A 25,609-nucleotide genomic window follows, 5' to 3' on the forward strand; every position below is an offset into this window, starting at 1 on the left:
GGGCCTGGAGAACGGCTCGAATCAGCCAACCACCGCCCCCGCGCCGGTGGTTCAGGCCGCGTACAGGTTGAAGGTGGAGGTGCGCCGGGGGGTGGAGGACACGTCGAGCTGCGGGTCGACGGCGAGCATCGCCTGGTGCAGGCGCTGCAGCTGCGGCGAGGGCTCCACGCCGAGCTCGTCGATCAGCCTCCGGCGCAGCCGGTGGAAGACGTCGAGCGCGGTGGCCTGGCGGCCGGAACGGTAGAGCGCCACCATCGCCTGCGAGTGCAGGCCCTCGTGCTGGGGGTGACGGGCGATCAGGTCGGTGAGTTCGGCGATCACTTCGACGTGGCGGCCCAGGCGCAGATCGGCGTCGATCCGGCGCTCGCGGGTCACGAGTCTGCTCTCCTCCAGCCGCATGACCTCTATCTCCAGGATCGGGCCGACGCGTACGTCGACCAGTGCGGTGCCCTGCCACAGCTCCAGCGCCTGCCGGTAGGTGCGGGCGGCGCGTTCGTCCTCGCCGTCGTCGAAGGCCTGCTGGCCCTCGGCGACCAGGCGCTCGTACTCGTGGACGTCGACCGCCTCGGGCGGGATCTGCAGCAGGTAGCCGCCGTGCCGGGTGGCCAGCACGTCCTTCGCGGTGCCCGGGACGTCGGGTCCCATGGCGGTGCCCAGCCGGCGGCGCAGCTGGAGAATGTACGTCTGGAGTGTGGTGAGTGCGCTCAGCGGCAGTTCGGTGCCCCAGATCTCCTCCATGAGTGTGGGCACGGGCATGACCCGGCCCGGGTAGAGGGCGAGCAGCGCCAGGATCTGCCGCGGTTTGCCCGCCGTAGGAACGATCGACATCCCGTTGACGTGGCCACTCAGCGGACCCAGAACCTGAATCTTCATGGTTTCCTCCGTACCTCGACGGCCTGCGCTCGGCTTCCGAGCCGGTTGACGAATCGGTATCCGAGGCGCGGTCGATATTGCGCCACTGGGGACCCGCTGTCCTTTCTTCACTATCCATGGACGAGATGCACCGTAGCTTCTTTCGACCGGGCTCCCTGAGTAATCTCCAGCGGCTGTCGAGCAGTTCTCCGCCGGGCGGTGCCTGACGCGGTACTGACACATGGCTGACCATCTGAATGAGCAATAGCCGAAGTGTCTTCCTTACTGCCGGGCGGCGCTGTTACTTTCGGCGGCATGGAGACGTATTCGGAGCGTGAGGTGCCGCCGGGAGCGGATCCGCTGACCCGGCAGCTGCTGCGGCAGATGGTCGCCGGCTGTCTGCGGCTGGAGCCGGCGGAACTGCCGGGCGACGACGAGGACCTGGTCGACCACGGGCTGGACTCGATCAGCACCATGCGGCTCATCTCCGCCTGGCACCGGCGCGGCATCGAGGTCGGCTTTCCCGAGTTGATGGCCCGTCCGACGCTGGGGCACTGGTGGCAGCTGATTTCACAGGAGCGTTCGCCGCGCACGCCCTGAAAACAACTCAAGGGCTCTCATACGGCGGCTGGAGTCCCGCTCGCGTGCCCCGCACAGTCCGCCCGCACCGTCTAAGGTCCGATAGTCGAAGAGTTGTACCAGGCTTTTTCGTGAAGCCGGAATCGGATCACCGGACGGAGCCCCCATGGAATTCGGCGTCAACTTCTTCCCGGTCGTCGACCCGGTCAAGAAGAGTGCGAGCACGTATTACGACGAAAGTCTTCAGCTGGTCGAGCTGGCCGAGGCGCTGGACTTCGAGCACGTCCAGACGGTCGAGCACTACGGCTCCCCCTACGGCGGCTACAGCCCCGACCCGGTGGTGTTCCTGACGGCCGCCGCCGCGCGCACGAGCCGCATACGGCTGGTGACCGGCGCGGTGATCGCCTCGTTCGCGCATCCGGTGCAGCTGGCGGCGCGTCTGGCGTTGCTGGACAACCTGTGCCACGGACGGCTGGACGTGGGTTTCGGACGCGGTTTCCTGCCCGACGAGTTCGCACTGTTCGACGTGCCCATGGAGGAGAGCCGGACCCGTTTCACGGAGGTCGTCGAGGCGTGTGTGGCGCTGTGGAGCGGCCAGGAGGTCCGCTTCGAGGGCGAGGTGCACCGCTTCGGGCCGGTCACCGGATATCCCCGGCCGTATCAGCGGCCGCACCCGCCGGTGTTCGTGGCGTCCGCGACCAGCGCCGCCTCGTGCGCGCTCGCCGGTGAGCGGGGCCACCATCTGCAGGTCGTGCCGTCGGTCACCAGCCAGGAGCAGCTGACGCAGATGACGGCCGCCTACCGGGCGGCGCGGCAGGCCGCGGGCCATGAGGGCCCGGGCCGGGTCCAGATCAAGTACACCTGCTACCTCGGTGAGGACCGGGCCGCGGTGCTCGCGGACGCGGCCGCGTGCGAGCGCAACTACGTGGAGCAGATGGCGGCGGCGGTCGCCTCGTGGGCGGGCGCGCGTTCGGAGCAGTACCCCGGCTACGAGCAGTTCGCCGACAAGGCCCGCTCCTACGACTTCGACACGGCGCTCGCGGCGAACAAGGTGCTGGCCGGCACGCCGGACGAGGTGCGCGACCAGGTCGCGACGATCCGCGACTGGTACGGCGACGACATCTGCCTGAGCCTGCAGTTCAACCCGGGCCCGCTGCCCTACGAGCGGGCCGAGCGGGCCATGGAACTGTTCGCCCGGCATGTCGCCCCCGCCTTCACCGGCGACGTCGCGGCCGTGGCCGCCGCGTGAACGCGGCCGGATCCGAGGGAGCACCCATGTACGGCACCGGTGACGGGCTACGGCTGTTCGTCTTCCATCACGCGGGCGGGTCACATCTGCTCTACCGCGACTGGCCGCGGCTGCTGCCCGCCTCGTGGGACGTGCGGCTGCTGGACGCGCCCGGCCGCGGGCGGCTCACCGGCGAGCCGCAGATCGACGACGCCAGGGCGCTGGCCGCGTTCTTCCGGCGCCGCCTCGCGGCCGACCTGAGCGGCCCGTTCGCGTTCTTCGGACACAGCATGGGCGCCCTGATCGCCTACGAGCTGACCCAGCAGCTGGCCGCGGAAGGCCACCGGCTGCCGGTGTGGCTGGGGCTGTCCGCGCGCGGCGCGCCGCGGCCGCGGGGCGAGGGCACGCGCCGTCACGCGCTGCCCGACGAGGAACTGCGGCTGCACCTGGCCGCGATGGGCGGCACACCGCTGGAGGTCCTGAGGGACCCGGACCTGTGGGAGATGTTCGCGCCGGCGCTGCGCAACGACCTGAAGCTGGTGGAGAGCTGGCGTCCGCTGCCCGACGCGCCGGACCTGCGGATGCCGCTGAACGTGTACGGCGGTCACGGCGACGTCGTCGTCGCCCCGGAGCGGCTGGCCGGCTGGGAGCAGCACGCGCGGCGCTTCATGGGGCTGCGGATGTTCGACGGCGGGCACTTCTACTTCCAGGCCGATCCCGTCCCGTTGCTGGAGCACGTCGCCCGTGACGCGAGCGCCGCGCTCGCCGCGGCCCGGGCGGTGGGGCCGGCGTGAGCGGCACGGACGCGGACGTCGTCGTCGTCGGGCTCGGCGCATGGGGCGCGTGCGCCCTGTGGCAGCTGGCCGGGCGCGGGGTGCGGGTGATCGGCGTCGAACAGTACGGCCTGGCCAACGCCTACGGCTCCTCGCACGGGGAGAGCCGGATGTTCCGCACCGCGTGCCTGGAGCATCCCGGGCTGGTGCCGCTCGCCCGACGCTCCCGGCAGCTGTGGCAGGAACTGGAGCGGGAGACCGGCACGCATCTGCTCGATCCGACCGGGGCGATGCTGATCGGCCCGCCCGACGGGCGGATCGTGGGCGGCGCGCTGCGCGCCGCGCGGGAACACGCACTGGACATCGAGGTCCTCGACCAGCGGGCGCTGCACCGCCGGGCGCCCGCCCATCAAGCGCTGGCGCCCGGCGACGTCGGCGTCGTCGAACCGGCGGGCGGGCTGACGCTGCCCGAGATGACGATCCGGGCGGCGGTCGGCGCGGCCAGGGCCGCGGGCGCCGGCGTGCTGACCGACACCCGGGTCACGGCCCTGGAGTTCACCGCCGCGGGTGTCGAGGTGCACACGTCCACCGGTGCGGTGCTGCGGGCCGGGCAGGCGGTGGTGACCGCCGGTCCGTGGCTCGCCCGGCTGGTGCCGTCACTGCCGCTGGAGGTGGTGCGGATGCCGACGACATGGTTCACCCCCGCCGAGGCCGGCGAACGGTTCACGCTGCGCCGGCTGCCGGTGTTCATGCGCGAACTCGCGGGCGGGGACGTCATCTGGGGGCACGGGATGCTGCCCGGGGGCACCGAGCTCAAGCTGGGCCTGGAGGACGGCGGCCGGCACTTCGCCACCGTCGACCCCGACACGGTGGACCGCTCCGTGTCGCCCGCCGACTGGAGCGTGCTGGCCGGACATCTGGCGACCGCGGTGCCGGGGGCCGGCACGGTGCCCTCACGGGCGGTGGCGAACATCTACGCCCGCACGCCCGACGGGCAGTTCGTCATCGGCCGGCCCCGGCGCGATCCGCGCCTGCTGGTCGCGGGCGGCTGCAGCAGCCACGGCTTCAAGCACTCCACGGGCATCGGCGAGGCGGTGGCCGACCTGGCGCTGGGCAAAGAGCCGGCCGTGCCGCTGGGCTTCACCGACCCCGACCGCTTCTAAAGGGACGTGCGAGGAAGACATGAAGTTCCGCATTCTCGGTCCGGTGGAAGTCCACGACGAACGAACCGGTGTGAGGATCCTTCCCACGGGCGCCAAGCAACGCGCCCTGCTGGGCGCACTCGTGGTGAAGTCGGGGCAGATCGTGTCCGTGCACCGGCTGATCGACGAACTGTGGGGCGAACAGCCGCCGGCGAACGCCACCAACGCCCTGCAGGCGCACGTGGCGCGGCTGCGGCGGCTGCTGCCGGTGCCCGAACCGGGCTCCGGCGAGCCGCACCACGAGTGGATCGTGACCCGCTCACTCGGCTACGTCCTGCGGCTGGGCCGCGCCGGCACCGACGCCGACCGCTTCCACCGGCTGGCCGCCCAGGGCCGGGCCGCCGCCGCCACCGACCCCGAGCAGGCCGCCGAACTGCTGCGCCAGGCACTGGCGCTGTGGCGGGGGCCCGCGCTGGAGGGCAGCGTGCTGGGGGACATCTGCGCGGCGGAGGCGGCCCAGCTGGAGGAGAACCGGCTGACCGCCCTGGAGGCCCTGTACGACGCGTGCCTGCGGGCGGCCCGTCACGGTGAGATCACCGGCGAGCTCGAGGAACTGACGACCGATCACCCGATGCGGGAACGTTTCTACGACCTGCTGATGCTCGCCCTGTACCGGTGCGGGCGGCAGGCCGAGGCGTTGAGCGTGTACGACCGGGCCCGTAGACGGCTGGTGCACGAACTGGGCGTCGAACCGGGCCCCGCGCTACGGGGCCGGATGGAGGCGATCCTCCAGCACGACCCGCAACTGGCCGCGCCGGGCCCGACCGGGCAGCTCGCCCGCGTCCACCCCATGCCCCTGCCACCGGCGCCCACGCCGGGGCCGGCGGGCGGCCCGGACGCCACGGTACTGAACCTGACCGGGGAGATCGCCCGGCTCCGCAGCCGCATCGAGCACCTCTCCCTCGAACAGGAAGCCCTGATGCGCCGCTTCGACCAACTCGTCGCCAACCCGGCCTCGGGCCACTAGCGCCCGCCCGGCGGGCCGTGCCGCGTGCGGCAGGACCCGGCGGAGCGCCCCGGGCAGCGCTGCACCCCGTCCCGGGCCGGGGGTCCGTGGCGCGGGGATCGCGAGCGCGCTCACTGCGCCCGGCCGGTGCCCGGCCCGTCAGCGGCAACCTGCGGCAGCAGACCGGCGCCGGCCGCACGGCGTCAACGGCCCTCCGGCAGACCGGCAGTCCCCGCCCGGGCCGCCCCCCGGCAGGAGCCCGGACGCCGGCCGGGGCGAACGGTCCGCGGCAGCACAGCGCGGGGCACCGCCCGGGCCCGGCGGTCGGCGGTCGGCGGTTCGGCGGGGTCAGGCGAGGGCCGGGGTGGTGGGGGTCGGGGTGTGGAAGTCCCGGCGGTACCACAGCAGTGGGGGCTTCGCCGGGTCGCCGGTGCGGATCTCCACGGGGGTGCCGAGGACCAGATCGTGGTCGCCGGCGCGTACCACGTCCGTGGTGCGGCAGCGCAGGACGACCTTGGCGTCCGGCAAATAGGGCACCCCCGTACCGTCCCAGGCGGCGAACTCGCCGCCCGCGAAACGGTCGGCGCCGTGCGTCGCGCACCTCTTGGCGACGGTGCGCTGGTCCTCGCCGAGGATGCTGACGCAGAACTCGGCGGCGGCGGCCATCGCCGTGTGGCAGCTGGAGGTGAGCGCGATGCCCACCATCACCAGCGGCGGGTCCAGCGACACGGAGACCACCGAGCCGGCCGTGAAGCCGTGGCGGCGTCCGGCCGCGTCGAGGACGGTGACGACGGTGACGGGCGAGGCCAGCTGCGCCATCGCGTCTCGGAAACTCTGCGGGCCGACCGCGGGCCGTGCCGGGTCGTCGGCTCCTGTCATCGGTGCTCCTTCCGTTGGTGGTTGCCGCGCCTCAGCGGGCGGCGCCGGCCAGAGCCGGCAAGGCGCGGTGCCCGGTGGGCAGCTCCGCTTCGCGGGGGGCGGCGCGGCCCCAGGGGAAGCCGTCGTGGATCAGCAGCCGGTCCGGCGGCGCGGTGCCGTCGGCGCCCTTCTCCACGGCGAGCGACACCAGTACCTGGGGGCGCGGCTCGAGTTCGGTGAACAGCCAGCGGTCGGCGGTGTCGCCCTCGGGCGGGCGGAAGCCCAGCACCCCGCGGTCCTCGGCGAGTTCGAAGGCGAACGAGTCGAACGGCAGACCCAGGCCCAGGCCTCGGGCCTTGGCGTAGGCCTCCTTCAGCGTCCACAGCCGCAGCGTGGCCCGGTCGCGGCGGCTGCCGGGGGCGATCGTGGCGAGGTGGGCGCGTTCCTCGGGGCGAAGCTCTCCACGATCCAGTCCAGGCCGCGTTCGCCGCCCCGGTCGAGCCGTTCGACGTCGATGCCGACACGGCGGTCGCGGGCGACGGCGACGACGTTGCAGCCGTGGGCGTGCGACAGGTTGAAGTCCAGTTCGGCGTCCGGTCCGTGGGGCCGGCCGTGCGGTGGCGACTGGAGGAAGGGGCGGCCGCGCGAGGACCGCCAGATCGTGGCCTCCGCCTCCGGGATGCCGGTCTGGAGGGACAGCACCCGCCGCACCAGCGCATGGGCGACCAGGTACTGGCGGCGGTCGCGCTCGAAGAGGAACCGGCCGGCGATCTCGCGCTCGTGCTCGTCCAGCCAGTGGCCGGCCAGCAGCGTGCTGGTCGCCTCGTCGAGGGCCTCGTTGAGGCAGAACCAGATCTGGACCGTGCCGCGGCCGGCGCCGGTGGCGCCCGTCGGGGTCATCGGGCCCCGCGGGCACCCGCTCGCGCCGTATCTGGCGGAGCATGCCCGACAGCACGTTGCCGGTGCCGATCTCGGTGAACTCCGGATCGTCGCCGTGGCGCCCGTCGAGGAGCGCCTCGACGGTCTCGTGCCAGCGCACCGGCTGGTGGATCTGCTGGAGCAGCAGTTCGCCGACCCGCTCGTCGGTGTAGGGGCGGGCGGTGGCGTTGGCGATGACGGGGAAGGCGAGCGGCCCGAACACGGTGCGTGCGACGACGGGATACAGCTCCTCGGCCGCCGGGGCCATGTAGCGGGAGTGGAAGGGGCCGCTGACGGCGAGGCGGCGCACCATGCGGGCGCCCGCGTCCTCCAGGATCGGGCCGGCCTCCTCCAGGTCCGCCACCGGCCCGGCGAGGACGATCTGGGCGCCGGTGTTGAGGTTGGCCAGGTCCAGGGAGGCGAACCCGGCGCGCAGCAGCAGGAAACGCAGCTGCGTCTCGGGCAGGCCGACGACCGCGCTCATGCCGCCGCCTTCGATGCGGGCCATCGCGGCGGCCCGGGCGGCGACCAGGCGCAGCCCGTCGGCGAACCCGAACGCGCCCGCGGCCTCGAGGGCGTTGTACTCGCCGAGGCTGTGCCCCACGGCCACGTCCGGGCGGACGCCGGTGTCCTCGAGCGCCGCGCGGTGGGCGAGGGCGTTGACCGCGAACATCGCCGGCTGGGTGTAGCGGGTGTTGCCGAGCTGTCCCTCGGGGTCCTCCAGGCACAGCCGGCGCAGGCTGTAGCCGAGCACGTCGCCGGCCTGCTGCTCCAGGTCGGGGAAGCGGTCGAACAACTCCCGTCCCATACCGACGCGCTGGGCGCCCTGGCCGGGGAACATCAGGATCCGGGTCAAGGTGATCACTGCCTTCTTGGGTAGTGCGGAAGTCGGTGTCCGGGTTCGGTGGTCCGGACCCGGGGCAGGGGGCCGGGGTCCCCCGCGGGGCCGGGAGGCCCGGGGTTTCCGGGTCCCCCGGCCCCGGGTCCCCCGGTCCCCGGGTGTCCGGTCCCCGGGTGTCCGGGGTTGCGGTCCGGGCCCCGGATTCGGGCCAGGGGCTCGCAGTTCGGGCTCGCGGTCCGGGTTCGGGTTCGGGTTCGGGTGGGATCAGACGGTGGCGGCCTCCGGGAACGCCTCGTCGGCGAGTGCCCCGAGGTCGGCCGCGGTGAACAGGGTCTCCAGGGCGACCTCGCGCCCGCCGTCGGCGGTGATCCGCGCGGCGATCCGCAGCAGCTGCCTGCTGGTCGCGCCGAGCGCGAACAGGTCCTGGCCGGGCTCGAGTTGCGCGGCGTCCACGCCGGTCTCCGCGGCGACGACCCGGGCGAGCCGCGCGAACGCGGCGTCCGCGCCGGGAGCGGAGGCGTCACGGGTCGGGAGAGAGGCCGCGGGGGCGAGGGGGCCGGGATCGGGGTCGGCCGGGGTGTCGGCGCCGATCCCCCACAGGGCCCCCATCCGTGCGGACAGCGCGAGCCCGCCCACGGGCGGCGTCTGCGAGACGGCTGCCGCAGGCACGGGTGCCTCCGCGCTGTCCCCCGCCGGTGCCGCCGGTGCCGCCGGTGCCGCCGGTGCCGCCGGTGCCGCCGGTGCCGCCGGTGCCGCCGGTGCCGCCGGTGCCGCCGGTGCCGCCGGTGCCGCCGGTGCCGCCGGTGCCGCCGGTGCCGCCGGTGCCGCCGGTGCCGCCGGTGCCGCCGGTGCCGCCGCGGCGGATGGGCCGGCCGGCTCCTGTCCGGGCGTCGCGGGGGCGGCCGGGACGGGGAGGGGGAAGGTCACGCGGGTCAGGGGGGTCGCGGGGAGGGACGCCTTGGGGGTGGTGAGGGCGGGCCAGGTCACCGGTTCGCCGGCGAGCCATGCCGTGAGCGCCGCGGTCTCCTCCCCCGCCGCGGCGGCGCGGTGTTCGACTGCGCCGGCCCCTTCGGCGCGGATGCGGCGGGCGAGGTCGCGCAGCGCGGCCGGGGCCTGGGCGCGGTCGGTGACGAGTCCGGCGCGGGCGGTCCGGTCGGTGCGGCCCTCGCGCAGTGCGCGGGCCGCCGCGGCCGTGGTGAGGGCGGGGTCGTTGTCGAAGGCGGTGGCGAGACGGTCGGCGAGGTCGGCCAGGTTGCCGGGGGTGTCGGCGGACAGCGGCAGCGCCAGGGCCGGGTCGCTGCCGGTCCCCGCGGGGGCAGCGGCAGCGGCGGGGGGTTCCTCGACGACGAGGCTGCCGTAGGAGCCGCCGCCGGCGAAGCCGTTGACGAGCGCCCGGCGCGGGGCGCCTTGGGCGGTGCGCCAGCGGTCGGCGCCCGGTGCGGCCAGGGTCGGTGCGCCGGGTGTGCGGGCGAGGGCGGGGTTGACGGCGGACGTCAGCCGGGTCGGGTACACGTGGGTGCGGCGGAACTGGGCGATGAGCTTGCCGAGCTGCGCGAACACGGACGCGGCCTCCAGGTGCCCGGTGTTGGGCTTGACCGTGCCGACCGGCACGGGCGCGGGGTCCGCGCCGGGTGCCTTGAGGAGCCGCTGCAGGGCGGTGAACTCGAGCGCGTCGGCGAGGGCGGCGCCGGCGGCGGCGGCCTCCACGTAGCCGATGTCGGCGGGCCGGAGGCCGGCGTCGTCGAGCGCGGCGCGCATGGTCTCCTCCTGCCGCTGGGGGTCGGGGATGCCGAACTGCCGTGTCGTGCCGGAGTGCTGGAGCGCGCCGCCGCGCAGGACGGCGTGCACCGGGTCGCCGTCGGCCAGGGCGCGCTCGAGCGGTTTGAGGAGTACGGCGCCGACTCCTTCGCCGACCTGCCAGCCGCCGGCCCGGTCGGTGAAGGCGCACGAGTCGGCGTCCTTCGCGAGCAGGCCCATCTCGGACAGGACGTCGAGGTGGTCGGGGTGGAGGACCAGGTTGGACGCGGCGGCGAGCGCGGCGTCGCAGCGGCCGCTCGCCACGGCGCGGAACGCGGCCTCGACGGCGGCGAGTCCGGACACGCACCCGGTGTCGAGGACCACGCTCGGTCCGGTCAGGCCGAAGGCGTGGGAGGTGCGGTGGGCGAGCCCGCCGCGCGTGGCGTGGGTGCTGCCGGGGCGCCGGGCGGCGCGGGCGGCGACCCCGTACAGGGCGTGGTCGTGCCACATGGTGCCGACGAACACGCCGACCTGTCCGGTGTCCGCGAGCCGGTCGGGGGTGAGCGCGGCGTCCTCGAGGCAGCGGCGGGCCACCGACAGCAGCAGTCGCTCCTGCGGGTCGATCGCGGCGCCCTCGGCGGCGCTGATGCCGAACTCCTCGGCCTCCGCGGACAGGACGTCGTCCAGGTAGCCGCCGACATGGGCTCCGGCGTGCCGGGCGTGCGGGTGCAGCGGCGCCCACCGGTCGTGGGGGGCCGGGCCGGTGGCGGTGGCGCCGGCGGCCAGGAGGGTGTCGAGTTCGTCCAGGGTGCGGGCGCCGGGCAGGTCGGCGGCGAAGCCGACGACGGCGACGGCGCGCTGTCCGCCGACCCGGCCGGCCGCCGGGTCCGTGACGCGGCCGGTCCCCACGGCGGGGGCCGTGGCGCGTTGTTCGGCGGTGGCGGGCGCGAGGGCGGCGCGGGCGGCGCGGCTGTGCGGGGTGAGGGCCCCGCCCCACAGGGACAGCAGCAGCTCCTGGTCGGCGTCGAGGGCGAAGTCGCCGCGGACGGCGTCGAAGTCCATCTCCCCCACCGCGCACAGGCCGATTCCCCGTTCCGGGGCGCCGGTCAGCAGCAGTTGGGCGATGTGACCGGCCTCGATGGTGGAGAAGCGGGCGGCGTTGCGTTCGCCGTAGGCGGGGGCGATGGCGGCCGGGGTGGAGACGAGGAAGACGCCGAACGCCGATCCCTCCACGAGGACGCGGTTGTGCAGGACGTGGAGGTCGGTGCCGTAGCGGGCGCCGGGCGCGACGGCGATCAGGGCCCGCTCCGCGGGGTGCAGGTAGTACAGGCCCGGTTCGGCCGCCTCGACGGCGCCGGGGGCGATGTAGACGTACACCTGGACGGGGTAGAACCCGCCGCCCGACGGGTAGCGGCGTTTGGCGCGGCCCTCGAGTTCGCCCCAGGTCACGGTGGACAGCAGGGACAGCAGGTCGTGGGCGGGCAGCGGTCCGTCGGCGAACTCGCGGAAGGAGGAGGCGTCGAACAGGGCGCGGGCCTCCGCGGGCCCGGCGTCCGGCACCGGCAGCCGGCGCATCGTCCCCGGCAGCCGGCGCTCGGCGACGCGGGCGTCCTTGAACGCGGCCTTGGCCTTCGGGTCGAGCGCGATCCGCACGTCGGCCGCCCGGCCGGCCGGGACGGCGGGGGTGGCGGGTGCGGACGGCGTGGGAGCGGCCGGGGTGGCGCAGGCGGCGATGCTGCGCGGGGTGGGGCTCTGGATCAGCACCTCGACGGGCACCTGCGCACCGCCCGACAGGGTCTCGATCTCCTGCGCGAGGCGGATCATGGTGAACGAGGTCGCGCCGAGGTCGAACAGGTCGTCGTCCGGGCCGACATGGTCCACGCCCAGGATGCCGGCGGCCGTGCGGGCGACCGTCTCGGCGGTGACCGGCCCGCCGGCCGCCCCGTCCTGCGCGGAAGCACGGGCAAGAACGGGGGTCGTGAGGGCGGTCAGGGCGTTGAGTGTCGGCTTGCTGATGAGCGCCTCGACGGGCAGCGCGGTGCCGGTGAGCCGTTCGATCTCCTGGGCGATGCGGATCATGGTGAACGAGGTGGCGCCGAGGTCGAACAGGTCGGCGTCGCCGTCGAGTTCCTCGACGCCCAGGACCTCGGCGACGGCGCGGCGCACCTCCGCGTCCACGTCAGGGACCGGCGCCGGGACCGGCGCCGTTCCGGCTTCGGCGGCGGCTGCGGCGGTGGTCGGGGTGTCGAAGAGGCGGGCGGCGGCCTGCCGGTCCAGTTTGCCGTTGGTCGTCAGCGGCAGCTGGGCCACGAAGCGGTAGCGGCTGGGCACCAGGTAGGCGGGCAGTGTCTCGCCCAGTGCCCGGCGCAGGGCGGAGACGTCCGGTGCGCCGTCCGGGCCGGCCGCCACGCACACGGCGGCCAGGGCCTGTTCGCCGGAGTTCTCGTCGTGGACCGGAAGGACGCGGGCCTCCGCGACGGCGGGCACGTCGGTGAGCGCCGCCTCGATCTCCTCCGGTTCGATGCGCAGCCCGCGCAGCTTGAACTGGTTGTCGATCCGGCCGAGGTAGCGGATCTGCCCGTCCTCGGCGAGCAGTCCCAGGTCGCCGGTGCGGTACAGGCGGGGCGAGGGGTCGTCGTCGGGGAAGGGGGAGGCGATGAACCGCTCGGCGTTCAGTTCGGGCCGCCGGTGGTAGCCGAGGGCGACCTGCCGGCCGCCGATGACGATCTCCCCCGGTGTGCCGGCGGGCACCGGGCGCAGGTCCTCGTCGAGGAGGTGGATACGGGTGTGGGCGACGGGCCGGCCGATCGGGACGGTGGGCTCGTCCCAGTCGGGCCGGCAGGCCCAGTGGGTGACGTCGATGGCCGCCTCGGTGGGCCCGTACAGGTTGTGCAGTTCGGTGCCGGCGCCCAGCACCTCGTAGAAGTGCCGCATGGTGGCGACGGGCAGTGCCTCGCCGCTGGCGAACACGTAGCGCAGGGCGGTGCACCGGGCGGCTGCCGGGTGGCGCAGGAACATGCCGAGGACGGACGGGACGAAGTGGGTGACGGTGACCTGTTCGTCGTGCAGCAGCCGGGCCAGGTAGGCGGGGTCGGCGTGGCCGCCGGGGCGGGCGACGACGACGGAGGCGCCGGCGATCAGCGGCCAGAAGAACTCCCAGACCGAGACGTCGAATCCGTAGGGGGTCTTCTGGGCGACGCGGTCGGCGGGTCCGAGGGGGAAGCGTTCCTGCATCCACAGCAGGCGGTTGGCGACGCCCTGCTGGGAGTTGCGGCAGCCCTTGGGCTTTCCGGTGGTCCCGGAGGTGTAGATGGTGTAGACGGGGTCGTCGCCGCCGACGGTGACGGCGGGTGCGGTGGTGGGCCGGTCGTCCAGAGCGGCCCGGTCGGCCGCCCGGTCGGGGCAGACGACGAGCGCGCCCGCGGCCGTGGGGACGGCGGCGTGCGCCTGGTCGGCGACGACGACGCGGGCGCCGCTGTCGGCGAGGAGGTAGCGGACACGCTCGGGCGGGTTGGCCGGGTCGACGGGCACGTAGACGGCGCCGGCCCGGACGACGGCGACGAGCGCGGTGACCAGGTCGGGCGAGCGGTCCATGTGCACGGCGACGTGGTCGCCGGGGCGGACGCCGAGGGCGTGCAGGTGGTGGGCCAGGCGGGCGGTGCGCTCGGCCAGTTGCCGGTAGGTGAGCGTGCGGCCCTCGTACCGTACGGCGACACGGTCGGCGCGGCCGGCGAGGGCGGACTCGAGAAGGCCGGCGAGGGTCAGGGGGGTGCGGTCGTCGACGGGGCCGACGACGCGCGGGCCGGGGTCCGGGTCGGGGTCGAGGGCGATGTATGCGTCGGCGACGGCGTGCAGGTCCCCGGCCCCGGACCCGCCGTGCGCGGCGGGCGGGGCGGCCGGGGCGGCGGTGGTCATGGCGGCGCCGGCCGTGGGGGTGGTGGTGAACTGCCGTACGCGGTGGGCGTAGCGGTCGAACATGGCGTCCAGAACGGCGGGTTCCAGGGTGCCGTCGGCGGCGTCCCACTGGCCGGCCAGTTCGTCGCCGACGAGGAGCGGCACATGGTCGAGGGCGACCTGCGCGGTCTGCGACTGGCTGGTGCGCAGGGTGACGTGGGCGGGGTGCAGTGCCGGGTCGATCTCGGGGACGCGGGTGAAGACGACGGGCAGCCGCAGGGCTCCGCCGGAGCGGAACACGCGGGTGCGCAGTTCGCCCAGGCCGGGCCGGACGTCGGAGCGTTCGAGGTCGGCGCGGACGCGGGCCCACAGTTCGCGGGCGCGGTCGGCGAAGTCTTCGGGCAGGGTGTCGTCGACGGTGACCCAGGCGAGTTGGGTGAAGTCGGCGACCATGGTGTCGGCGCCGGGCAGTGAGGTGGGCCGGTCCCAGGAGACGACGGTGACGGTGAAGGGCCCGGCGTCGGCGAAGTGGGCGCGCAGTTCGTCGGTGTAGGCGGTGAGCAGCACCATGTCGGCGGGGACGCCGATGGCGGCGGCGCGTTCGCTCAGGGTGCGCCAGGAGCCGAGTGGGGCCCTGCGGTGGGCGCGGGTGGCGCCGGGCGCGGGGTCGGGCAGCGGCGGGCCGGGCGGCAGGGCGGCGAACTTCTCGCGCCAGGCGGCGCGGGCGGCCAGGTCCTCGGGGCTGCCCGGCCGTTCGGCGAGGGCCCGCAGATGAGGGACGGGGTCGGCGGGGCCGGCGAGGACCGACTCGTCGCCGTCGTGGAGGGCGAACAGCTGCCCGAACAGCAGGGCGAAGCTGCGGGCGTCGGCGATCAGGGCGTCGAGGAGGACGTGCAGCACGGTGGTGCCGTCGGGCAGGGCGCTGGCCTCCAGGGCGTACATGGGGCGGCTGCCGAGCGGGAAGGCGCCGGCGCGCAGCCGTTGCCCGGTGGCGGCGAGCGCGGCTTCGGTGTCGGCCGATCCGGTCAGGTCGTGGCGCCTGATGCGGTACACGTCGTCGGGGTCGTGCGGGGCGACGGTGAGGGTGCCGTCGTCGTGGACGGCTGCGCGCAGCATGGGGTGGTGGGCCACGAGCCGGTTCCAGGCCCGCTCGAGCCGGTCCGTGTCGTGCCGTTCGAGGAGGAATTCCTGGTAGACGCGGGTCTGGGCGCCGCCGTCGAGGCCGCCGATCCGGCCGACGAGGTAGGCGGACTGGACGTCGGTGAGGGGCACGGGCCGGCCGTCGTCGCCGTGCTCTGCCGGGGCGGGGGCGGTCGTGGTGGTGAGGGCGGCGGGGGTGGTGGTGAGGGCGGCGGTGCCTTCGTCCGCGAGGCGTTCCAGGAGGTCGCGCAGGGTGTCGAACGCGGCCCGGGTGCGGGCGGTGTCGAGGGCGGTGGGGGCGAAGTCCCAGGAGAGCAGCAGGGCGCCGTCGCGTTCCTGGACGCAGCTTTCCAGCTGCACGCCGGAGGTGAGGGTCGCGGAGGCGTCCTGGTCGATCCGGGTCGCCCAGTGGGCCGGGTCGCCGGGCTTCGCGAGGGTGCTGAGGCTGCCGAGCAGGCTGGTGAAGACCATGGGGACGGCAAGGCCCCGGCGGCCCGGCTCGGTCCTCGCGCGCTCGCGCAGGGCACGGATGCCGCTGACCGCCGCGTGTTCCAGGTCCTGCCACAGCCGGCCGCGTACGAGGTCGACGCGCTCCTTGAGCGTTCCGGCCGGTGGGGGTGCCACGAACACGGACGTGGACAGGAACGGGCCCACCACCCGTGCCACGTCCCGGTGCACGGGGCGGCGGTTGTAGGTGGTGAGCACGACCGGCAGCGGGCCGGGCGCATCGCCCTGCACGGCGGCCGTGCACAGCGCCAGCAGCAGGGCGGTGGGGGTGGCCCGGATCTGCTGGGCCGCCTCCTTCACCCGCTGCCAGCGCTGCGGTTCCAGGCGCAGCGCGAGCCTGCTGTGCGCCGGGGCCTGCGGGTCGGCGGCGCCGGCCAGCGGCAGGGGGCGGCCGAAGTCGACGCCGGTGAGCTGTTCGCGCCAGTACTCCAGCGAGGCGGCCGGCACGGGGCGGCCGTGGGCGGCGGTGACGTAGTCGCGGAAGGAGATCCCCGGCGGCGTAGGGGCTGCGGCACCGGTGTAGCGGGCGTACCACTGCTGAAGGAGCAGCGAGACGCTGGGCCCGTCGGCGATCAGCTCGTCCACGGTGAACAGCACCCGGGTGCGGTGGCCGGGCAGGTGCGCGACGCGGATCGCGAACAGCGGCCAGGTGTGGGCGTCGAAGCCCTCACGGGCCCGGTGACGTAGCCGTTCGAGGGCCGCGGCCGCCTCTGCGGGGGCGGCGTCGGTCAGGTCGGTGCGCTCGATGCGGTGGGCGGGCACGTGCGCGAGGACCTGCTGGCGGCCGTCGGTCAGGATCCGGGCGCGCAGCATGTCGGTCGCGGCCACGAGGTCGTTCCAGGCGGCTTCCATGCGGTCGGTGTCGAGGTGTTCGGCCTCGAACTCCAGATGGATCTGGGTGCCCGCGCCGGTGCCGCCGCCCAGGGTGCGTCCCGCGAGGAAGGATTCCTGGACTTCTGTGAGCGCGAACGGCTCGTACCGGGTGTCGGGGTCGTTCTGCGGCATGGCGGGGCTCCGGTTCCCTCTGCGGTCAGGCCTGGTCGGGGGCGTGAAGGGCGGACAGGTGGGCGAGGAGTTCGTCGACGCTGAACTCGCTGAGCAGCTGGAGCGGGAGTGTGTGGCCGAACCGCTCGGTGATCTCGAAGCGGAGGTTCATCAGGCCCAGGGAGTCCACGCCGAGTTCGACGAGGGTGCGGGCGGGGTCGATGGGGCCCTCCGCCCCCGGGCCGGCGGCGAGCTCGCCGACGAGCGCGGCGACGGCCGCCAGGCGCGGGTCGCCGGACACGGCGGCGGCCGCGGCGGCGGCCGGCGCGGGCGGGCCGGCCGGCGCCGGGATCACGTCCACGGCGGGCACGGGCACGGCGGGGACCACCCGGGTCACGTCCGGCGCGGGGACGGCCGGGGTCGGGGTCGCGTCCGGTGCGGGGACGGCCGGGGTCGGGGTCGCTGCGGGCGCCGCGGGCGTGGGCGTGGGGGTCGGTGTCGTGTCCGGTCGGGGCAGCCAGCGGCGGGTGCGCAGGAACGCGGACGGCGGCAGGGGCACCACGCCCGTCGTCCCGGTGTCGTCGGCGGGGGTCCGGAGGTCGATCTCCCAGCCGGTCACCCACAGTTCGGCCAGCTGCTCCAGGCGTCCGGCCCGCCACAGGGTGGCGACGAGCTCGTCGGTCTCCGGTGCCTGGGCGGCCCGGTCGTGGGCGATGGTGCCGGTGCGGACGGTCCCCGTGCCGGGTGCGCCGTCCGCGAACCGGGCGAACGCGGCGGCGAGTTCGGCGGTGCCGGTGGCGACGATCGCGAGCCGGTGTTCGCGGGCGGCGCGGCCGGTGCGCAGGGTGCGGGCGATCGCGGCCAGGCTCGTGGAGCTCGCGGGGCCGGCCAGGTGACCGGCCAGGCGCCGGGCCGTGGCGGTCAGGTGTTCGCCGCTCGGGGCGGACAGGAGCACCAGCTGCGGTGCGCCGTCGTCGCCGGCCGCCGGGGCGGGCGGCTCGTACTCCTCGACGATCACGTGCGCGTTGACGCCGCCCGCGCCGAAGGAGCTGATGCCCGCCCGCCGGGGCAGCTCGCGGCCCGCCGCGTCGCGCAGCCGGAGCCAGGGGCCCGCCTCGTGCTGGAGCGTGAAGCGGGTGTTCTCCAGACGCAGTTGGGGGTTGACGGGCTGGGCGTGCAGAGTGGGGGCGAGGGTCTTGTGCCGGAGCTGGAGCAGCACTTTGGTCAGGGCCGTGATCCCGGCGGCCGACTCGCCGTGCCCGACCGCGGACTTGACCGAGCCGAGCGAGCACGGCACACCGGCCGCGGCGCCCTGGCCGTAGGTGTCCGTCAGGGCGGTGAGTTCGACGGGGTCGCCGAGTTCGGTGCCGGTGCCGTGGGCCTCGATCACGTTCACGGTCGCCGGGTCTGTGCCCGAGCGCCGCAGCGCCTCGCGCAGCACGCGGGCCTGGGCGCGCGGGCTGGGCGCGGTGAAACCGTTGGTGCGGCCGCCGTGCGCGACGGCGGTGCCGCGGACGAGGGCGTACACGGTGTCACCGTCGGCCAGTGCCCTTGAGAGTCGCTTGAGGACGACGGCGCCGGCGCCCTCGCCGGGCCCGAATCCGGCGCCGCCGGCGCCGAAGCTGCGGCACAGGCCGTCCTCGGCGAGGAACCCGGAGCGGGCCAGCATCCGGAAGCGGGAGGGGTGCAGGTAGAGGTTGACGCCGCCGACCAGCGCAGCCTCGCACTCGCCCTGCCGCAGGGCCTCGACGGCCTGGTGCAGGGCGACGAGGGAGGACGAGCAGGCGGTGTCGACGGGCTGGCTGGGGCCGCGCAGGTCCAGGAGGTAGGACAGGCGGTTGGGCAGCGACCAGTAGTGCCCGGAGGGCATGTCGCGTTCGCCGGCCGCCCAGCGCTCGGCGCCCAGCAGCGGATAGTCGGCGCTGGTGATCCCGGCGAAGACGCCGACGCTGCGCGGTTCGCCGTCCGGCGCGGTGAGTGCCTCGAGCCTGGCGCCGGTGAGGCCGGCGTCCTCCATCGCCTCCCAGGCGACCTCGAGGAAGAGCCGCTCCTGCGGGTCGGTGAACGCGGCCTCGTGGGCGGACAGGCCGAAGAACGCCGCGTCGAAGGCGTCGACACGGTCGAGGAAGTGGCCCTTGGCGTGGACGCCGCCGCTGTCGGCCCACCGGTCGGTGGGCAGGTCGCCGACGGTGTCCTTGCCGACGAGGAGGTTCTCCCAGAACGCGTCCGGGCCGTCCGCACCGGGGTAGCGGCCGGCGAGGCCGACGACGGCGAACGCCTCTTGCGTCGCCGCCTCTCCGGCCGCCGACTCTCCGGCGGGCGCGTTGCCCGGTTCGCGGGCCGGTGCACCGGCGGGCCCGACGGCCGAGGCGGCGGGGGCCGGGGCGGCCGACGCAGAGGTGGGGACGGGGGTGGGCGCGGGCAGGCTGCGGGCGAGGTGGCCCGCCAACTCGTGCACGTCACGCACGCCGAACAGCGCGTCCGGGCCGATCGGTGCGATACGGACGCTGAGCTTGGAGGCGAGGGTGCGGATCATCACCGAGTCCAGGCCCAGCGCCTCCATGGAGGTCCGCGGCCCGATCGTCCCCGGTGCGTGGCCCAGGGTCTCGGCGACGGTACGGGTGACCAGATCGACCAGGTCCCGGTCCGGCGCGGCCCCTCCCCCGGGCGCGGTCACCGGCTGCGCCGCGGCCACCGGGCCGGGCGCGGCCGCGGGTCCGGTCACCGCCGCGACCGCCGGTTCGGGTGCTGCCGCGGGCGCCGGTTCGGGTGCTGCTCGGGGTGGGGTGGGCAGCAGATGGAGTTCCTTGAGGTGGCGGTGCCAGGCGTCGGCCCTGCCGTGGAAGAGGGAGACGACCTGGGGGCCCTGTGCGGAGAGCAGCCGTTCGAGGGCGCGGGCGCCGAGGGCGGCCGGCAGCGGCACCATGCCGACATGTTCCTCGACCACGCGGCGTACCGGTTCGGGGATCGTCATGCCGGGCACGTCCCACAGCGGCCACTGCACGGACAGGGTGCGCCCGTGGCGCTGTCCGGCCGCGACGAGGGCGGCGCGGTGTTCGGCGAAGGCGTCCAGGCGGCCGTTGGCGTAGGCGTAGTCGCTCTGGCCGATGTTGCCGCTGACGGCCGCCACCGAGGAGAACAGGACGAACACGTCCAGCTCCAGGGCGGCGGTGGCCTCGTCGAGGGCGGCGGTGCCGGTGGTCTTGGGGGCCAGGACGGCGGCGACGTCGTCGGTGCTCTTGCGCAGCAGGTAGGCGTCGCGTACGACGCCGGCGGCGTGGAAGACGCCGGTCAGCGTGCCCTCGTGGGCGAGGATGTCGCTCACCAGGGCGGCCGCGCCGCCGGGTGCGGTGATGTCGGCCTGCACGTAGCGCAGGGGGCCGCCGGGGGTGGGGCGGTGGGCCGGGTCGAGGTCCGCGAGGGGGGTGCGGCCGCACACGACGACGCGGGTGCCTCGGTGGGCGGTGAGCCGGGCGGCGAGGTCGCGTCCGATGCCGCCGGCGCCGCCGGTGATCAGGTGGACGGCGCCGGGGCGGGGGGTGAAGCCGTCGCCGGGCAGGGTGGCGGGGTGCAGGACACGGCGTGCCCTGCGGTGGCCGCGCAGGTCGGCGAGGTGGCCGAACTCGGGTTCGGGGAAGGCGAGTTCGGCGCGGATCAGGGGTGCGGCGGCGGGGCCGTCGTCGGCGACGAGCAGGGCCCGGCCGTTCAGGCGGGGGTTCTCCTGGCGCAGGCTCTGGACCAGGGCGCGGGCCGCGTCGGCGCGCAGTGCGTCGGCGGTGACGGCGAGGAGGGTGATGCGCTGGGTGCGGAAGGCGGCCAGCACCGTGCGTACGGCGTCGAAGGCGGCCGTCTCGTCGCCGGCGAGCCGCAGCACGAGGGCGACGGTGTCGGGTGCGGTGTCCTGCGCGGTGGGCAGGGCGTCCAGGCTGTGCGCGCCGAGCGCGGCGGCGAGGTCGCCGGCCGGGTCGTGGGCGAACAGCGGCAGGGCGGGGGGCTGCCGGTCGGGCAGCGGGCTGTCCTGCCAGCCGGGCGTGTAGAGGACCAGCTCGTCCAGGAGCCGCTCGTCGAGGTCCTGTCCGGCGGGCGCCGGGGCGGGGACGGCGTAGTGGCGGTCGGGGGCGAAGGCGTATCCGGGGGCGGGGATCCGGCGGTGGTCGGCGGGCGGGCAGATGCGGGACCAGTCGACCGGGTGGCCGGCCACGTAGCGGCGGGCGTTCTCCAGGCGGGCATCGTCGCCGTGGGGGCCGGGGCCGGTTGCGGGGTCGACGCGGCGCGAGTCGGGTTGGCCGGCGGCGAGTTTGTCGAGCGAGTCGAGGAGTTCGGCGCGGTCGGCGACCAGCAGCGCCACCCGGTGGGGGTGGTGGTCGCGGGCGCAGGCGAGGGTGTGGGCGAGGTCGGTGAGGGCGGCGTCGGCGCCGGCGGGTGAGCGCAGCCAGCGGGCGAGTTCGGCGGCGCGGTCGGCCGGGGCGGTGGGCCGGCGGCCGGACAGGGGCACGGTCACGGGCCGGTCGGCCGGGGTGGGGGTGGGGCGGTCGGGGGCCTGTTCGACGACGACGTAGGCGTTGGTGCCGCTGAAGCCGAAGGAGCTGACGGAGGCGCGGCGGGGCCGTCCGCCGGGGGCGGCGGGCAGGGTGCGGCGCTCGGTGGCGACGGTGAAGGGCCCTTCGCCGAAGGGGATCGCCGGGTTGAGGGTGCGGGGGGTGCAGTGCAGGGAGGGCGGGATGTCGCCGGTGCGTACGACGCCGACGGCCTTGAGGAGGCCGGCGAGGCCGGCCGCGGCGGAGGTGTGGCCGACGTTGCCCTTGACGGAGCCGATCGGGACGCTGCCCGCGGGGCGGGCGGCGGGGGCGAACACCCGGTTGAGGGCGGTGACTTCGATGGGATCGCCCAGCGGGGTGCCGGTGCCGTGGGCCTCGACGTAGTCGATGCCGGACGCGTCGAGGCCGAACCGGCCGAGGGTGTCGCCGATGAGGCGGGCCTGGGAGGCGGCGCTGGGGGCGGTGATGCCGTTGGTGCGGCCGTCCTGGTTGAGTCCGCTGGCGCGGACGACGGCGTGGACGGGGTCGCCGTCGGCCAGTGCCCGTGACAGGGGTTTGAGGACGACGACGGCGCAGCCCTCGCCGGGGACGATCCCGTCGGCCGAGGCGTCGAAGGGTCGGCAGCGGCCGGTCGGCGAGAGCATCCCGGCGCGGCTCATGAACACGTGCGGCAGTTCGGTGAGGTAGAGGGTGACGCCGCCGACGAGCATCATGTCCGCGTCGCCGAGCCACAGCGCCTGGCAGGCCTGGTGGAGGGCGACGAGCGAGGACGAGCAGGCCGTGTCGACGGTGACTGCGGGGCCTTTGAGGTCGAGGTGGTAGGCGATGCGGGCGGCGAGGAGGGAGTTGGAGTTGCCCTGCATGACCTGGGCGAGGCGGGCGTGCTCGCTCGTCCGCTCGATGAGGTCCTGGTAGTCGTTCATCATGACGCCGGCGTGCACGCCGCAGCGGGTGCCGGCGAGGTCGGCGGTGCGCTGCCCGGCGTGTTCGAGGGCGCGCCAGGCTTCCTGGAGGAAGAGGCGGGCCTGCGGGTCGGTGAGTTCGGCCTCGCGGGGCGGCATCTTGAAGAACGCGGCGTCGAACCGGTCGGCGCCGTCGACGAACGCCCCCCATTTGGACACCGACATGCCCTCGGCCTCGGGGCGCGGGTCGTAGTGCTCCTCGATCCGCCACCGTTCGGCGGGCACCTCGGTGACCAGGTCGTCGCCGGCGAGCAGCCGCTGCCAGAACGTGTCGGCGTCCGCGGCTCCGGGGAAGCGGGCGCTGTACCCGACGACGGCGATGGGCTCCAGCGCCCGGCCGCCCTTCGGGTCCCGGCCCGACCGGGCCTGGCCGCCGGCCGCGGTCGCGGGCCGCGACGGTGCGCCGGCCGCCGCGGTCGCCGTGCCCTCGGGTGCCCCCTCCCCCGCTGCCGCCCGCAGCAGGGCGGCGGCACGGTCACGGTCCACGGCGTCGGCCGCTCCAGGCAGGCGCTGTGACGGCGTGTCGGTCGCGCCGGACGCCGCCAGGGCGGGACGTGACGGCACGTCCGCCACGCCGGACGTGGCAGACGCGGGGCGTGCCGGGGTCCCGGTCGCACGGGCCGCCGGGCCGCCGCCGTCGGCAGGTGCCGGGTCGCCCGTTCCGGGACGCCGCTCCCCCGCTGCCGCCCGCAGCAGGGCGGCCGCGCGGTCACGGTCCACGACATCGGGTGCCGAAGGCGCGGGGGCCGGGGCGGGGTGGAGGAGGGCGGTGGCGGACGCGGTGTCCAGGGTGCCGTTCTTGTATCGGGTCAGGATCTCTTTCGCGTCCATCGGTTCCCTCGGGTCCTCGTGGCGGGGGCGGGCGGTCGTACGGTCAGCGGCCGGTGTCGCCGTATCCGGTTTCGATGCGGTCGAGCACCTCGGGCAGCCGGAAGCTGGTGCGGTGCAGGTCGGCCTCGCGGGCTATCGCCTCGGTGGTGGCGGCCAGCAGCGGCGCGGCCAGTTCCTGTTTGAGGAGTTCGACGGAGGTGCGCGGCGGCCCGCACACCGACCGGGCCACCTCCCGTGCGGTGCGCGGGACGTCGGCGTGGGGCACGACGCGGACGGGGGCGCCGCGTTCGCGGAGTTCGGCGCCGCGGTAGTTGCGGGCGGTGTAGAGCATCTCGGTGCCCAGTTCGTGGCCGAACCGGGCGGGGAAGAGGTGGGTGGCGCCCATGCCGGGGGTGAAGCCGTAGCGCATGAAGTTGCCCGCGTACAGGGAGCGTTCGCTGAAGACGGCGAAGTCGGCGTAGAGGGCGAGGACGAGGCCGCCGCCGATGGCGTGGCCCTGGAGGGAGGCGATCACCGGCAGGGGGCAGCGGGCGAAGACGCGGAAGAAGTCGTCGGTGTCGAAGCTGCCGTGGCCGCGGGCGAAGTTGGCGAGCTCGCGCCGGGTGCCGCCGGCGCAGAACAGTTCGGGGCGGCCTTCGACGAGGACGGCGCGGGTCTCGGGGTCGGCGGCGGCGCGTTCGACGCAGTCGACGAGTTGTGCGGTCAGGGCGGGCGAGAAGGTGTTGCGGCCCTCGGCGTCGTCGAGGGTGACGACGGCCACGGGTCCTTCGCGGGTCAGCCGTACGACGGGCGCGGCGGCGCTGGTCGCGGGGGTGGTCATGCCGCACGCTCCGGGGCGGTGACGCGGCCGAGGAGCCGGTGGACGTGGGGGTCGGTGAGGCGGGTGAGGAAGGTGTGTGCGGCGTCGGCGCCGAGGTGTTCGTCGCGGGGGAACAGCCGTGTCCGCCAGGTCTTGAGCGCGCCGGTGGTGGACCGGTCGACGCGGCTGAGGTGGACCAGGGTGCGGCGCAGTGCGCCTTCGGCGTCGTCGGTGGCCTCGTCGGCCAGGCCGCAGGCGTGGGCGGCGGCCGGGTCGAGGTCCTCGGCGAGCAGGGTCGCGGTGAAGGCGCGCTGCTCGCCGGTGCGGCGGGCCACGAACGGCCATGCCATGGCAGGCACGAGGCCGACCAGGGCCTCGGTGAGCCGGAAGCGGGCGCGGGGGCCGGCGATGACCAGGTCGCAGGCGGCGGCCAGGCCCACGCCGCCGGCGTGGGCGTGGCCGTCGACGACGGCGACGGTGACGACGGGGGTGCTGGTGAGGCGTTCCAGCAGCCGCCAGTACGGGAGTTCGCCGGTGTCGCCCGGGGCGGGCAGGGTGTCGGGCACGCCGCCCGACAGGTCGGTCCCGGCGCAGAAGTCGTCGCCGCTCGCGGACAGGACCAGGACGCGGCAGGTGGTGTCGGCCTCCGCGGCGTCGAGGGCGGCGTGGAGGTTGTCCAGGAGCAGGGGGGTGATGGCGTTGCGGCGTTCGGGCGCGTCGAGGCGGGCGCGGATGACGCCGCGGGCGCGGGTGAGGGTCACGGCGGTCATCGGGTGCCTCCGTCGAGCCACACGTACTCGCGGTGGTAGTCGCGGACCGCGGCGAGCACGAGGCGGCGTCCGCCGGTGAAGCGTTCCTTGGTGATCTGCGGGAAGCGGTCGAGGTCGAAGGTGAACTCCCGCATGCCGAATTTGAGTTCGGCGGTGGCGGTGAGCAGCGCGTCGTACTCGTCCATGCTCAGCTCGTAGCGTGCGTCGAGTGCTTCGCGGATGCCCATGGCGCGGACGGCGGCCTGGGATGCGGGGGTGATGGTGACGCTGTAGAACTCGGAGGCGCAGCCGGAGCCGTAGGAGAAGACGCCGACGCGGTGTTCGCGGTCGATGACGGCGTGGTCGATGGTGGAGGCGAGGGCGAGGTGGACGGTGCCGGCGTAGATGTTGCCGACCTGCTGCGGGTATCGGATCGCGGGGCCGAGGCGGGTGGTGAAGTCGTCCTCGACGGCCTGGGGGCCAGGCCCTTCTTCAGTTTCCGCAGGGCGGCCCGGTGGGCGCCCTTGACCATGCCGGGGAAGGGGGTGTGCATGGCGAGCAGGTCGAAGGTGTCGAGGAAGTCGGCGCCCTCGACCTTGCGGGCGTAGTCGGTGAAGGAGCCCTTGAGGCAGTCGATGTAGGTGAGCAGGGACAGGTCGGTGTCGCCGGCCTCGGCCTCGGGGTCGGGGCGGCAGGTGTCCATGACTTCGTAGGAGTGGAAGCCGTTGGCGCCCGGGTCGAAGGCGGCGACGACGGGACGGTCGCCGACGAGCATGGCCACCGCGCCGGCGCCCTGGCTGGGTTCGACGTAGGTGTGCGGGACGGGGCGGGCCACGTCGCTGCTGATGACCAGGGCCTTGGTGCCCTCGAAGGGGCTGGCGGCGACGGTGGCGGCGGCCATCTGCAGGGCGGCGGTGCCGCTGTAGCAGGCCTGCTTGGTCTCGAACAGGCGGCAGCTGCGGGGCAGTCCGAGGTGGTCGTGGACGTAGGTGGCCAGCGACTTGCCGAAGTCGACGCCCGACTCGGTGCCGACGATGAGCAGTTCGATCGCGTCGCGTTCGCTGTCGGTGAGGGCGTCGATGATGGGTTTGGCGGCGTTGACGGCGAAGGACACGGCGTCCTCGCAGTGCAGTGCGACGCTCTTGCGGGCCATCATCAGGTTGCCGATCCGGCTGTCGTCGAGGCCGCGGGCCGCGAACAGGGTCGGCACGTCGATGTAGGTCTCACCGCAGTAGGCGTTGATGGCTTCGATGCCGACCTGCTTCATTGGT

The 25,609-nt window shown here is 75.0% G+C and carries 13 protein-coding genes and 1 pseudogene; 5 read left to right on the forward strand and 9 right to left on the reverse strand.

The genetic code is table 11. The features are described from left to right. Positions 1–51: 51 nt before the first annotated feature. Positions 52–873, reverse strand: a complete 822-nt coding sequence (locus GLX30_RS00935) for an AfsR/SARP family transcriptional regulator (RefSeq protein ID WP_159682380.1) — start codon at positions 871–873, stop codon at positions 52–54. A 294-nt stretch (positions 874–1,167) separates the two neighbouring features. Here GLX30_RS00935 and GLX30_RS00940 point away from each other — a divergent pair, with 294 nt between their 5' ends. From GLX30_RS00940 to GLX30_RS00960, 5 genes are all read left to right on the forward strand, one after another. After that, entirely contained in the window at positions 1,168–1,452 is a 285-nt protein-coding gene (locus GLX30_RS00940) for a phosphopantetheine-binding protein (RefSeq protein ID WP_159682382.1), read from the forward strand. A gap of 145 nt (positions 1,453–1,597) precedes the next feature. Further along, positions 1,598–2,680 (forward strand): LLM class flavin-dependent oxidoreductase, encoded by a 1,083-nt coding sequence (locus GLX30_RS00945; protein WP_159682383.1) that lies wholly within the window; start codon positions 1,598–1,600, stop codon positions 2,678–2,680. A gap of 26 nt (positions 2,681–2,706) precedes the next feature. Then, the gene (locus GLX30_RS00950) at positions 2,707–3,453 is read left to right on the forward strand and encodes a thioesterase domain-containing protein (RefSeq protein ID WP_244257934.1); all 747 of its coding nucleotides are present in this window, start codon (positions 2,707–2,709) and stop codon (positions 3,451–3,453) included. Beyond that, on the forward strand, positions 3,450–4,595 hold the full coding sequence (gene solA, locus GLX30_RS00955; protein WP_159682386.1) for an N-methyl-L-tryptophan oxidase: 1,146 nt from the start codon (positions 3,450–3,452) through the stop codon (positions 4,593–4,595). Before GLX30_RS00950 ends, solA begins: the two co-directional genes overlap by 4 nt. A gap of 19 nt (positions 4,596–4,614) precedes the next feature. Further along, entirely contained in the window at positions 4,615–5,601 is a 987-nt protein-coding gene (locus tag GLX30_RS00960; protein ID WP_159682387.1) for an AfsR/SARP family transcriptional regulator, read from the forward strand. A 327-nt stretch (positions 5,602–5,928) separates the two neighbouring features. On the opposite strand, the gene snaC is transcribed toward GLX30_RS00960, so the two are convergent. From snaC to GLX30_RS34795, 8 genes and pseudogenes are all read right to left on the reverse strand, one after another. Next, positions 5,929–6,459 carry an NADH:riboflavin 5'-phosphate oxidoreductase SnaC gene (gene snaC, locus GLX30_RS00965; protein ID WP_159682389.1) on the reverse strand — a complete coding sequence of 177 codons (531 nt, stop codon included), beginning with the start codon at positions 6,457–6,459 and terminating at the stop codon, positions 5,929–5,931. A 31-nt stretch (positions 6,460–6,490) separates the two neighbouring features. After that, on the reverse strand, positions 6,491–8,221 hold the full coding sequence (gene fabD / locus GLX30_RS34775; RefSeq protein WP_244257935.1) for an ACP S-malonyltransferase: 1,731 nt from the start codon (positions 8,219–8,221) through the stop codon (positions 6,491–6,493). 240 nt (positions 8,222–8,461) lie between these two features. After that, positions 8,462–16,480, reverse strand: a complete 8,019-nt coding sequence (locus tag GLX30_RS00980) for a non-ribosomal peptide synthetase (RefSeq protein ID WP_159682390.1) — start codon at positions 16,478–16,480, stop codon at positions 8,462–8,464. 25 nt (positions 16,481–16,505) lie between these two features. Continuing rightward, positions 16,506–22,790, reverse strand: coding sequence for an SDR family NAD(P)-dependent oxidoreductase (locus GLX30_RS35755; RefSeq protein WP_159682392.1), 6,285 nt, complete (start codon positions 22,788–22,790; stop codon positions 16,506–16,508). 43 nt (positions 22,791–22,833) lie between these two features. After that, positions 22,834–23,610 carry a polyketide synthase gene (locus GLX30_RS00990; RefSeq protein ID WP_159682394.1) on the reverse strand — a complete coding sequence of 259 codons (777 nt, stop codon included), beginning with the start codon at positions 23,608–23,610 and terminating at the stop codon, positions 22,834–22,836. Further along, a complete protein-coding gene (locus GLX30_RS00995) occupies positions 23,607–24,359 on the reverse strand; it encodes an enoyl-CoA hydratase/isomerase family protein (protein ID WP_159682395.1) in 753 nt (250 codons plus the stop codon). Before GLX30_RS00995 ends, GLX30_RS00990 begins: the two co-directional genes overlap by 4 nt. Then, on the reverse strand, positions 24,356–25,267 hold the full coding sequence (locus GLX30_RS36020; RefSeq protein WP_347879799.1) for a hydroxymethylglutaryl-CoA synthase: 912 nt from the start codon (positions 25,265–25,267) through the stop codon (positions 24,356–24,358). Before GLX30_RS36020 ends, GLX30_RS00995 begins: the two co-directional genes overlap by 4 nt. Further along, positions 25,159–25,605: pseudogene (locus tag GLX30_RS34795) on the reverse strand (3-hydroxy-3-methylglutaryl-ACP synthase); the annotation flags it as partial. The gene GLX30_RS36020 and the pseudogene GLX30_RS34795, both read right to left, overlap by 109 nt. Positions 25,606–25,609 lie beyond the last annotated feature (4 nt).

This window comes from Streptomyces sp. Tu 2975 (genome assembly GCF_009832925.1).
Lineage (GTDB): Bacteria > Actinomycetota > Actinomycetes > Streptomycetales > Streptomycetaceae > Streptomyces.

Bases quoted from the DNA above. Each gene is read 5' to 3' on its own strand.
- GLX30_RS00945 (WP_159682383.1), top strand. From the start codon at position 1,598: ATGGAATTCGGCGTCAACTTCTTCCCGGTCGTCGACCCGGTCAAGAAG.
- snaC (WP_159682389.1), bottom strand. From the start codon at position 6,459: ATGACAGGAGCCGACGACCCGGCACGGCCCGCGGTCGGCCCGCAGAGT.
- GLX30_RS35755 (WP_159682392.1), bottom strand. From the start codon at position 22,790: ATGGACGCGAAAGAGATCCTGACCCGATACAAGAACGGCACCCTGGAC.
- GLX30_RS00995 (WP_159682395.1), bottom strand. From the start codon at position 24,359: ATGACCGCCGTGACCCTCACCCGCGCCCGCGGCGTCATCCGCGCCCGC.
- GLX30_RS00960 (WP_159682387.1), top strand. From the start codon at position 4,615: ATGAAGTTCCGCATTCTCGGTCCGGTGGAAGTCCACGACGAACGAACC.
- GLX30_RS00935 (WP_159682380.1), bottom strand. From the start codon at position 873: ATGAAGATTCAGGTTCTGGGTCCGCTGAGTGGCCACGTCAACGGGATG.
- GLX30_RS00940 (WP_159682382.1), top strand. From the start codon at position 1,168: ATGGAGACGTATTCGGAGCGTGAGGTGCCGCCGGGAGCGGATCCGCTG.
- GLX30_RS00950 (WP_244257934.1), top strand. From the start codon at position 2,707: ATGTACGGCACCGGTGACGGGCTACGGCTGTTCGTCTTCCATCACGCG.
- GLX30_RS00980 (WP_159682390.1), bottom strand. From the start codon at position 16,480: ATGCCGCAGAACGACCCCGACACCCGGTACGAGCCGTTCGCGCTCACA.
- GLX30_RS00990 (WP_159682394.1), bottom strand. From the start codon at position 23,610: ATGACCACCCCCGCGACCAGCGCCGCCGCGCCCGTCGTACGGCTGACC.